Below are 11,747 nucleotides of genomic sequence, written 5' to 3' on the forward strand. Positions count from 1 at the left end.
GGGGGGTGTGGGAGGTGTGGGGGGTGTGGGAGGTGTGGGAAGTGTGGGAAGTGTGGGAGGTGTGGGAGGTGTGGGAGGTGTGGGAGGGGTGGGAGGTGTGGGAGGTGTGGGAGGGGTGGGGAGTGTGGGAGGTGTGGGAGGTGTGGGAGGTGTGGGAGGTGTGGGAAGAAATTACAAAACTTATGTATCTTCGCCATTCCTCAGCAGGACTACCAAAAGATTTACTCTTTGCTGAAAATGAAGATTTTTTTATACCGAACCCGAGCGGATTTGATATAAAGCAGAGAAACCGAGTCCATAAGAAATGCCCTACTATATTAGATATCTCCAGAAAACAGGGAACAGGGAACACTTAACTGGGGGAACCCACCCCTAACCCAACCCATCCCCAACCCCTCCCAGGAGTGGAGGAGGGGAGTAATTGATAATTTATCAATAAGAATTGATTTGATTTTTGATTATCACCAGATGTCAATAGACATCTGTTTCCCATAAACCTGGTTTCTTATAACATTTCCGAGCAAACAGATTGATATCAGCTAGGGGAACTGTCGGATTGGAGACGTACAGTCAGGAGGAAGGGGAAATTTAGAGGAGGTAGTCGGATATTTTATCCCTTGATTTTTCTCCAATTATTCTGCCGAAAATCCTAACTTTTTGGTTGCTCAAGCTTAAAAAGTTGCACTTTTTTAGATATTAAAAGGCTAAAACTTTTATCTATCAATAATGCTTTGAGATTTTATCAGTAATATCATGTCCGAATAATCAGCGATAAAAAACTTTAGGCGTTCCTGATTTTGGGTATGATTTGTATTGTTTGATAATTGCTAAACTATTGAATAACAACTATTTCAGATTGTTCAATTTTTATTTTCATACATTGATTCAGCAACGCCAAACTTTATTCCTTCTAACCTTTTCTTCCCTTCTGCTTTCTGCCTTCTGAATTCTGCCTTAGAATCATTAATATGAACTGGCTAATAATTATCAGTAAATTTATTTTATCTGTGTTAATTAATAGTTTTTGAAGCAAGAATATTTTTCACAATTCCTCCTATTCTCTATTCCCTATTCCCTACTCCCTACTCCCTATTTTGGCATTGAAGAAATACCTTTGAATAATAATATTAATCCGCCAAATAAAATTGCGATCGCTACACCACCGATTAATAAATCAAGCCAACCTGTATTTTCCATAATTAATTAAATTCAATTTAATTCTTAAGAGATTATATATCATATTTATTTTGTTACCGTCAATACTAAGTTGACTAATAATCATTAAATTTTTATTTAATTTTCTGAGAATTCTGTCAATTAGAGTGAATCATAGATACTATCTAATAGTATGTATAATATTTTTCTTGAATATTATTAAAGAGTATACAATAAATCAGGAGAAGAAGGGGTATAAGTTACTATTGAATATTAAATTTACTGATTTTTTACTATTTTTTTTCTATAGCTAAGAAAGAATTGCTTAGGACATAGCCTAAGGATGAATCTTAGACTAGGAAATGTTTTTCCAACTGTTCCCTATTCCCTATTTCCTACTATATGAGCTATTGCCTTAACTTACATTGCCAAGATCCTCAGAATCCCAACGATGTCGAATTTTGCCAAACTTGCGGTTCAAAATTGTTACTGCGAGGACATTATCAAGCAATTAAACCTATTGGCAATGGCAGCTTTGGCAGAACTTTATTAGCAGTGGATTTAGATAGGTTTAATACGCCTTGTGTTATTAAACAATTTTCTCCACAAAATCACAGTCTACTCTCGATTAAGAAAGGTTCGGAATTGTTTAAAAGAGAGGCAGAACAATTACTTAAATTAGGTGAACATCCTCAAGTTCCTACTTTTTATGCTTATTTTGAAGAGGAGGAAAATCTCTTTTTAGTAGAAGAATTAATTACTGGAAAAAATCTCTTACAAGAATTGTCAGAAGCGGGTGCTTTTAGTGAGCAAAAAATCTGGAAAGTATTATATGAAATATTGCCGTTACTAAAATTTATTCACGAAAATGAAGTAATACATAGAGATATAAAACCAGAGAATATATTACGAGTTAATGAGGCTAATTCACAACAAGTAGGAGAAAGAAAAAAATATCAATTAGTGTTAATTGATTTTGGTGTTTCTAAGCTAAGTAGTCAGACAGATCCGAATAAAATGGGTACTATTACTGGTACGTTAGGATATGCACCAATAGAACAAATACGCGGTGGTAAAGCATATCCTGCTAGTGACCTTTATAGTTTAGGCATGACTTGTATTCATTTACTGACTGGAGTAGCACCAAATCAACTTTTCGATTCATTTAGTGGAGAATTAATTTGGCGATCGCTTCTAATTGAACAAGGGAAAAAAATTAGCTATCGTCTGGAAAAAATCTTAGATAAGTTAGTTAAAGATTTAGTCAAGGAAAGGTATCAGTCAGCTACGGAGTTACTGATAGAAATTGCTCTAGTTTCTAGTCAAAATGGTGAACCAAAATCGGAAAGTAAAAAGCTCGATGTGTCAGAAAGAAATTTTTTAGAAAAGTTACAAATACATCAAAAAAATTCACAGAAAAAGTCTCATCTTGATGTGATTGTGCAGGCAGAAATAGAGGCATGGAAAAATCAAAAACAATCAGGAGAATCAGCAGATTACAGGCAAACAAAAGTATCTGATAATAATGAGGATAGTTATCAACCATTTACACAAAAACTATCATACGATAACCATCTCCAGTATAATTCTGAATTGCTGGATAATGTTATAGAATTTGAACAGAAAAAAGCTAATTTCGTTCCGACAAAAACAAAAATTAGAAATTATGTAGCACTTTCTGAGTTATGGAAAACTGTACAAATTATCAAGGATAAGACTACTCATGTAAATAGTATAGCTATAGATGCCCAAGGTTTTCTTTTAGTAAGTGGCAGCGATGACAAAATAATGAGGTTATGGAACCTGCAAACCGGACAACTTTTGCATAAATTTTTAGGTCATACTGCTGAAGTTTATGGAATAGCTATTAGTGCTGATGGTAGAAGGGTTATTAGTGGTGGAGATGACAGAACAATATTAGTTTGGAATTTACAGAAAAGAAGAATTGCAGATAGATTTTATAGTTATTCGGGTTCTCCTTATAGTCATCGCGATGGTGCTATTTTTTCAGTAGCTATTAGTCCGGATGGTGAAACTGTGGCAAGTGGAAGTGCCGATCATACGATTAAAATTTGGAATCAACGTAATGGGGAGTTACTGTATAAATTACATGAGCATTTAGATAGGGTTTTTTGCGTGACTTATAGCAAGGTTAACAATATTTATACGGAAAAAAATGATGGTCAGATTTTTGCTAGTTGTAGTGCTGATGGTGCTATAAAAATTTGGCAGGTGGGTTGTGGTAAAAGTCTGAAAACTTTAAGGGGGCATTCTGGGGGTGTTTATTCCGTTGCTTTTAGTTCTGATGGTGAAGCGATCGCTAGTGGTGGTGCAGATAAAACGATTAAGTTATGGGATGTTGCTACGGGTGAGTTGGTGAATATTTTTGAGGGGCATTCTCAGGCGGTTTTGTCTGTTGTTATTAATCGGGATGATCGGATTCTTGCTAGTGGGAGTATTGATGGTACGGTTAAGTTATGGAGTTTGCAGACTGGGAAGTTGTTGGATAGTCTTTGTGGTTATCATCCGGTGCAGTTTAGTCCGGATGGGAAGATTTTGGTTAGTGGGGGTGAAGGTGGGAGGATGTTGATTTGGAGGTTGTAGTTAGGTAATAGGATAAAGTTAGCGAATTTGTTATTTATGACAACTTTACTACTTTACGCTTCTACTTATCCTGTAGTAGTCCAGGATGTTAGATATTTCAATCCTGACGCACATAGACTTTATGGAGACAATAATTAAGATAAAGGGCTAAACTGTTCTTCAACATATCAACATCAGGACTTACGCAGCACTGCTATATGTGGCGTATTGTTTGGTCAATATCCCAAGATTCACGCTACAATTAGTGCCCTTGCGTAAGTCCTGAACATAATAAATACAGCAACAGGGATAGTTTTTGGGAACAGCGAGATACCAATTTTACTGTCAGAAAAATTTATTTAGATAAGAAACCCCTTGACAAAAAAATGAATTACGATTAAAACATTAGTGGCAAAAATATGGAGGAATAACAAACTTTACATATAACAAGTCCATACTAATACTCTATCTTCAGGTAATAGCAAGTTTAGTTGACATATCTGAAAACTATGTGTATTATATACACGGACTTAGATTTAGTTAGAAAAAGTGTGCGAAGCACTCGCAAAAGTTTACCAGACCTACCGAGTGCTTTTGCACTTGTTTCTTAAATAATGGCCTTTACGGCTATGCTGTTTAATGCCAAGTTTTACAAATACCAAGGACTTAGAAAAGTCCCTTTGAAAACTGGGAACTAAATCTTAAGAAGTTAGTATTTTCTCTGGCACGATTCCCAGTTTACTTGGTTTTCGGTATTTGTCAAGGGTTGTGCGCAAAAAACAGTCAATAGTCGCCAAAAAACAGTCAATAGTCGCCAAAAAACAGCGTAAAAATCACTACTTACCAATGAGTTGATATGGTGAACAAAAAAAACCCAAACTTAATTCTCAGACAACACAGAAAAAAGAAAACCAATTTAACAAATTTGATGAATATGGTTATTCCATTTTTAACCGTTTTTTCTTTCGTGCTGCCATCTAGTGTTATCTTGGAAATTGAATTTCCAAAGAGCATCAGGATTGAACTACACAAAAAAAATTTTACTGACCTTATCAAGTAAAAATGTTTGATGATATGGATGTTTAGTGCCTAATAGACTAGACATCCTTGACCAGACTATTCACCAAGGAAATTAATATTTCCTAACTTAGTATTAATTAGGACAATCAAAATAAGTTTGTTCTGAAAAGCTTGACCCTGATAAGATTTCAAAGTGATCTCCATCAGGGTCATGTTCTTCCCATTAATTAATCATCCCTAGAATTTCTCCACCTCTTCCGTAACCAAGACTCCCAAAGGTCTCTATCTTGCTGTCGTCAAAAAAAAAGGAAAGGAAAAACCCAGTATCCATTAGATAAACTAAGACGTCTTAGTTTTAGTGCTATTATATCTACAGGAGGTGATTGTTAATGTACGGATGCCAACAACATCTGGTCAACAGTAGTCCAAAAGTAATGGCTATTCTTGAATACCTTTGTACAGAAGCCAATAAGCTTACTAACTGCGGGATTTATTATTGCCGTCAAATGCTGTTTAAAGTAGGGCGCTTTCTATCTAAAGCTGAACTAGACTTTGAGTTAAAAAGTTATCCGCATTTCAAAGCTATGAGTTCAGCTTGTGCCCAACAGACATTACATTCAGTAATTGAGTCTTTTAACTCCTATGCTAGATTAGCCAAAATGTTTAAATCAGGTGAACTAACACAAAAGCCAAAACCGCCAAAATATCGTAAAAAAGATGGTTTAGCAGTTGTTAGTTATCCGGCACGTTGGGTTAAGCTGGTAAATGGAATGCTTAAGTTTTCACTAGGTAAGCAAGTCAAAGCATGGTTTGGTATTGGTAGTTTCTTATTGCCAATGCCTAGCAACTTAAATTTCAGCCAAATTAAAGAATTTAGGTTCGTCCCTAGAAATAACTGTTTCTATCTAGAATTTGCTTATGAGCAACCACAGCCAGAAAAAGGTCAGCCAATAGCAGAAAATGTTTTGGGTATTGACCCTGGTTTGAGTAATTGGTTAACCTGTGTGAGTAATGTGGGAAAAGCTTTTATAGTTGATGCCAGGAAGATAAAGTCTCAAAATCAATGGTACAACAAGCAAGTAGCAAAAATCAAAACAGGTAAGCCTGGTGACTATTGGGATGCTAAGTTAGCAGCTATTACTGAAAAGCGCAATCGTCAGATGCGGGATAATGTGAACAAAGCAGCCAGATTTGTTATTAACTGGTGTATTGAGCATCAAATAGGTACAATAGTTTTTGGGTGGAATCAAGGTCAAAAAGATGGTATTAACATTGGTAAGAAGAATAACCAGCAGTTTGTTCAAATACCTACTGCTAAGTTAAAAGCTAGGATAGCTGAATTATCTGAGCAGTATGGAATCAAGTTTGTTGAGACCGAGGAAAGTTATACGAGTAAGGCTAGTTTTTTAGATGATGATTTTCTACCGACATTTGGTGAAAAACCCGAAAGGTGGGGGCCATCAGGAAAGCGAGTTAATCGTGGTTTGTACCGTTCAGCAGCAGACAAATTGATTAATGCTGACGCTAATGGAGCAGCCAACATTTTAAGAAAAGTAGCAGCACAGCTAAGTTTAGACTTGGCCAAGGTTGGTAGGGAAGTTTTGATGCTTCCACAACGATATAAGTTGAATAATTTAACTAAAAAGTATCGTAAGCAGTGCGTTGCGTGGCAATAGCGCCCGCATCAGCACATCCGCTAAGAATCCAGGGTGTTTTAACCCCTGGAGACATCAATATCTATAGATTATATTGGCGATCGCTACTATTAGTACAAACTTCTCAAAAAAATGAAAGGAAAAGCTTAATCTGGAAAACTATTCTCAATTGGCTCGAAAACTGGTAAAGGAACAATTCTTCCTCCTACTTTCTCTCTCTACCCACCCTTCCCAGACTCCCCACGAGGTTTTCAGGAGTTCCTTATAAGGGATAGCTTTTTAAGGAGGGAGGTTTCAAAATCCCCCTTAAAAAGGGGGATTTAGGGGGAGCGTAAATGTACCTCATCTTTATGAGAAATGCTATAAATTCTAAATTCTTCAAATCAATTCTGCATTCTAAATTCTAAATTCTAAATTCTAAATTACTTCGTTGGTAGCCACTTGGCGATCCATTCAGAGTATGGACAGCTACCAGGCCAATGACGGACAGCATACTTCATGGAATTGCGGGCATAACCTGCCTCAGCATAACGACTAATATGTGCCCGATCGCTACGCTCCTGCCAGAGCCAACCATAGCCGAGAAATTCCAAACGAAAAAGAGTAACTATCCAGAAAATATCCGCCAGAGTGAATCGATCGCCAAAGCACCAGGTACCACCACTGGCAGCCAGTATTTTACCTAACTCCCCAACCAGTTGATCCGTGTTAGCGATCGTAGTACGCATCCGGTCAGGATTAGTGACAAAAGCACTGGCAGCAGACTCTTTAGAAATCTTCGCAGCATAGGCAGCATCTAGCTCGGCATTTTCACCACGCACAGATTCCCATGTTGCCTTTAGTGCAGCAATCTTACGTTCGTGGGCACCAGCGCTTGCTTCCCGAAACAAAGATGGACGGCGATCGCCATCTGGGTTAGGTCCATAGAACAGTGCCACATGAGGGAAAGAGTCTACTTTATCCAGTTGTGCTAATACCTCGGTCTCAATGTCTGACGGTAGCAGCTCATCACGGTCAACACCGTGCAAAGATAAAACCTGACAAAGATACAGACATATCAGTCGTGAGTCTGCAATGATAGAATTTTTCTCAACATCTACCAGGGTTGGCACAACCCAAGCATCAAAACCAGTGTCCTGGACACCACTACTGCCAGAATAGTTACTTGCCAACTTTGTATTACGGGCGACATCAGACGCGAGGCGCAGGTTTGCGTAGACTGGATTGTAGTTCTCTTGATGGGCTATCCGGACTTCAAGAGAGATGTAAGGCAAGCCTTTTTCGGCTAAAGTCATCCGCACTTTATGTGAACAAATCGACATTGGGGCATTGTATAGTTCAAATCGTGGCTTGTTCTCTGGGGTCGCACCTTGTGTTGGTAGAGGATGAGTTGCTGTGATGAAAGTGCGCCGTTCAGGGGAAACAACGGTCTCCCGGACTGTGTGGATGACGGTAGAGGTTTCAGCGTTAGAATTTGTCATAGGTCTTATAGAATTTAGAATTTAGAATTTAGAATTTAGAATTCTGAATAGCTTTGTTGTAATAGCCATAGAAAATCCGTTCCGCTTTTCGGTTCTCAGAGCCGACATGAAAAGTGAATCTAGTGGCAGCTATATCACGATATCTTGATTATTGATGCTTTATTCATTTATTGACCAATAGTTAAATCGCTCAAAGCGTTTACAGGTAATAGTTTCAGCCTTTTTTTTTATGAAAGAAAGAAAAGATTGATGCTTTATTCATTTATTGGCCAATAGTTAAATAGCTCAAAGCCTTTATAGGTATAACTTTCAGCCTTTTTTTTATCAAACAAACCTAAGATGTTCACGGGGTGACAAGCTGTCTTTAAGTCCTACTTAGCAATGGTTTGAAGCAATATTCTTTCTTAAGATACGCTTCTGCATTTGGCCTTGAGATTCAGAAGGTTAACGAAGAAATAGGGCATTCAGGCGACTTGCTCACCAGCTAGTACCTTAATATTCAATCCTAAACCCCTAATTTTTTCTGAAGGTAGTTTTGGTAAAAAGCTTACCCTAAAAGGTTTTTACCTTGCTTGTCACCCCGTGAGCCTAAGATGTTTGATTGATTTATTGGACAATAGTTGTAGAAGTATGAAGTACAAGGATCTTGGATCTTGTGCGGTAGCTATATGCTTGTCTAGCAACAAAGCCATTCTGAATTGGTAAATTAAGGAATTGTCAATTAATTCTGCATTTAGTCACAGTAAAAATTCGACTTCTCAATTCCCAATTCTCAATTCTCAATTTATTTCCCTACTTCCTCAATTCAACATTAATCTCATTAACAATTCGACGTTTAAGTTCAACAGATTCAGAGCGGGGTAATAAATCAAAAACTTCTCGAAAAACGTCATCTATTTTTTCAAAAGCAACTTGACCTTTTTCATTCAGAACAACTTTTCCTTCTTGGTTAATTAAAACAGTTTGAGGTACAAACCCTTGATAATAATAAGTTGCTTTTGTAGAATTATCAGTCACAGGATTAATAATAGTATCCACATTAACAGGAATAAAATCTGCTGCACGACCATAGAATTCTTGAAGTTGAGAAACTACAATCGAAAACTGTTTACAATCTTTACTATCATCTAGAAAAAATACCAGTAGAGCAGGTCTAGAATTCTTTAAAGACTCTTTTAATGTCACTTTAGCAGGTACAATCGCACCATTACCAGCATAAAGAGCAAAAATATTACCATCAAATTTATCGTCATTTAGACTTGCTAAAGCAGTAGGTGTTGCTATTAGTAATAAGAAAAAGATTGCTAGTAGAAAACTCAACAAACTTAAGAAAATTCTTTGCCATGAAAAACGTTCTGTCAAATTTAGCATAATCAGTTATTAGTTAATAGTTATAGCGCGTAGCGCTAGGGAACAGGGAACAGGGAACAGGGAACAGGGAACAGGGAACAGGGAACAGGGAACAGGGAACAGCAAATTGTTAAAGGCTTTTTCTTATAGGGAAATGCTCCGCAAACAGGATTGAGAAATCTCCTAACCTGAATGCGTAGTGCCATAACAGCAATTGGAGGCCAAACCCCTACTACTCACAAACTTCTAAGTCTTTCCTCACTTCTGGATGAGTAATAAAATAATCCTCCAGCCAATCACAAGAACTTTTTAACAAGTCATTTAACCCTTTCACGCGCCACAACTGTAAACCATTATCTGCCAAAGTTGCCACATATTTACCATCCACACTGAAACTCTTAGCATTTTCAAATTGAGCTATTTGCCGTCCTGTAATATCCCAAACTTTCACCATTCCATCTTTTCCCATACTAATTACCTGTTCCCCATCAGCACTAAAAGTCAAATTTTCCACACTACCAATGTGAGCTTTTAAATCGGCAATTTGATTGCCCGAAAAATCCCAGATTTTCACCATCCCATTACTATCTCCTGTAGCTATGTATTCTCCAGATGGACTAAAACTAATACTCTCCATCCAACTAGAAAGAATCTTTAATTCTGAGACAACCTGAAAAGAACTATCCCAAATTTTCCCAATGCCATCCTCTCCAGCAGTACCAATATATTTTCCATCAGGACTAAAATCTACATCCAACACTCGCCCCTTATGACTCTTTAACTCAACCAACTGCTGACCAAAATTATTCCAGATCCGAGCAACGCCATCTTCCCCCACGGTTGCTAAACGTTGTCCGTCAGGAGCAAAAGTAATCTGTTTTGCCCTACCCTCCTGACCTTCTAACTCTATTAACTCCTCTCCCGAAATTTCCCAAATTCTGGCTTGACTATTATCTCCAGCAGTCGCCAGACGTTGACTGTCAGGACTAAAACTCAGAGCGTCAAACATTCCTAAATATCCATTGAATAGAGCTAAAGGCGTTTCTGAAATATCCCAGATCCGGGCAACACCATTATCTCCACCAGTCGCTAATCTCTGATTATCCCGACTAAAACTTACTACCCCAAAAATATCGGAGTTCCCTTTAATCGTTGCGTAGCGATCGCCTTCTAGTTGCCAAATTCTGCCGGTACCATCTTCTCCCAAACTTATTAGTAATTCTCCATCAGAACTAAAGTTAAGTTGCCAAACTCGGCCTTGATGTCCTTTCAGATTGGTCAACAAATTACCATTATTGTTCCAAATTTTCACAGTACCATCACTATCTGCTGTGGCTAGACGTTCACCATCGGGACTAAAACTGACGCTCGTAACAATTCCTTGATGTCCGGGAAGTTTTCCTAATAGTTGGCCGGAAATATCTAAAATATTGGCTGTTCCATCTTCTCCGGCAGTAACTAACTTTTTACTATCGGGACTAAAGCTAAAATTCCCGACGCCGCCTTTAAGTCGAGCGAGTAGTTTACCGGAGCGACGCCACCAAATTCTAATAGTGCCATCCCATCCAGCAGTAGCTAGCAGTTTTCCATCTGGGCTAAATATAACTTTTTCGACACTGCCTCGATGTCCCCCAAGTCTAAATAATTGTCTGCCGGCTCTATTCCAAATTCTGGCAGTACCATCCCATCCAGCGGTAGCTAGATATTTTCCATCGGGACTGAATGTGACATCTAAGATACGACTTTGATGTTTTTTGAGAGTGGCTATTTTTTTGCCGGAAATATTCCAAATTCTGGCAGTGCCGTCTTCTCCGGCAGTAGCTAGATATTTTCCATCGGGACTAAAGGTGATTTGCCAAATTTGACCTTCATGGCCTTTGAGTTCTACTTGCTGCTTACGCAGAAAATCCCATATTCTGGCAGTACCGTCGTCTCCTGCTGTAGCTAGAAGGTCGCCTTCTCGAGCAAATTTAATTTTAGAGATTTTGCCTTGATGTCCTCTCAATTGGGAAATAGATTCACCTGAGAATTTTAGGAGTTTAGCTGTACCATCATTGTTGACTGTAGCTAATAGTTGATTATTAGGATTTATGGCGATGTTTTGGATGTTGGGAATTTGATTTTTTTCGTGAATATTATTGAGGATTTGTTGTAAGGCAAATATCGGACTTGTGGCTGGGTAATATTGGAGCGGGCGACGGTCTTTAATTAATTTTTGTAGTTCTTTTCCAGCTTCCATTGCTGATAGTAATGCTTCTATTTCTGCATTTTCAAATTGTCGGAGAGCGTTAATTCCTTGGCGTTCTAATTTTGTTCCTATTTCTGCTTCTTGTAGTTTGTATTCTGTTTTTTCTAGTCGAGATTCTGCTTGTTGAAGTTGGTTTTGTTTATCTTGGAAAAGTTTGGTTGCCCAAGTCACTCCGGTTGTGGCGACTAAGGAGACTGCGACTAATCCTGCTATTCCTATTTTGAGTTTTTTATTCCGCTTGTTTGATAAATTTTG

Annotated in this window: 6 protein-coding genes; 3 read left to right on the top strand and 3 right to left on the bottom strand. The window is 38.0% G+C overall.

What is annotated here, in order from left to right; all coding sequences use genetic code 11:
* The first annotated feature begins 23 nt into the window (after nucleotides 1–23).
* The 3 genes from F6K40_RS34685 to F6K40_RS34695 all read left to right on the top strand — a co-directional run bounded on the left by F6K40_RS34685 (nucleotide 24) and on the right by F6K40_RS34695 (nucleotide 6,434).
* Nucleotides 24–356, top strand: coding sequence for a hypothetical protein (locus F6K40_RS34685; protein WP_293143025.1), 333 nt, complete (start codon nucleotides 24–26; stop codon nucleotides 354–356).
* A 1,201-nt stretch (nucleotides 357–1,557) separates the two neighbouring features.
* Nucleotides 1,558–3,759: a serine/threonine-protein kinase gene (locus F6K40_RS34690; protein WP_293143028.1), complete on the top strand. Its 2,202-nt coding sequence runs from the start codon at nucleotides 1,558–1,560 to the stop codon at nucleotides 3,757–3,759.
* A 1,388-nt stretch (nucleotides 3,760–5,147) separates the two neighbouring features.
* Nucleotides 5,148–6,434 (top strand): RNA-guided endonuclease InsQ/TnpB family protein, encoded by a 1,287-nt coding sequence (locus F6K40_RS34695; RefSeq protein WP_293143031.1) that lies wholly within the window; start codon nucleotides 5,148–5,150, stop codon nucleotides 6,432–6,434.
* A 401-nt stretch (nucleotides 6,435–6,835) separates the two neighbouring features.
* Here the strand turns inward: F6K40_RS34695 and F6K40_RS34700 are convergent, their stop codons facing one another.
* From F6K40_RS34700 to F6K40_RS34710, 3 genes are all read right to left on the bottom strand, one after another.
* Nucleotides 6,836–7,735 (bottom strand): glutathione S-transferase family protein, encoded by a 900-nt coding sequence (locus F6K40_RS34700; protein WP_293143034.1) that lies wholly within the window; start codon nucleotides 7,733–7,735, stop codon nucleotides 6,836–6,838.
* Nucleotides 7,736–8,686: 951 nt separating this feature from the next.
* Nucleotides 8,687–9,265: a thylakoid membrane photosystem I accumulation factor gene (locus F6K40_RS34705; RefSeq protein ID WP_293143037.1), complete on the bottom strand. Its 579-nt coding sequence runs from the start codon at nucleotides 9,263–9,265 to the stop codon at nucleotides 8,687–8,689.
* A gap of 211 nt (nucleotides 9,266–9,476) precedes the next feature.
* Nucleotides 9,477–11,747, bottom strand: a 2,271-nt coding sequence (locus F6K40_RS34710) for a WD40 repeat domain-containing protein (RefSeq protein ID WP_293143040.1), incomplete at its 5' end; no start/stop codon positions are given.

Source organism: Okeania sp. SIO3I5 (assembly GCF_010672085.1).
Taxonomy (GTDB): Bacteria; Cyanobacteriota; Cyanobacteriia; order Cyanobacteriales; family Microcoleaceae; genus Trichodesmium.

Bases quoted from the DNA above. Each gene is read 5' to 3' on its own strand.
- F6K40_RS34690 (WP_293143028.1), top strand. From the start codon at position 1,558: ATGAGCTATTGCCTTAACTTACATTGCCAAGATCCTCAGAATCCCAAC.
- F6K40_RS34695 (WP_293143031.1), top strand. From the start codon at position 5,148: ATGTACGGATGCCAACAACATCTGGTCAACAGTAGTCCAAAAGTAATG.
- F6K40_RS34700 (WP_293143034.1), bottom strand. From the start codon at position 7,735: ATGTCGATTTGTTCACATAAAGTGCGGATGACTTTAGCCGAAAAAGGC.
- F6K40_RS34705 (WP_293143037.1), bottom strand. From the start codon at position 9,265: ATGCTAAATTTGACAGAACGTTTTTCATGGCAAAGAATTTTCTTAAGT.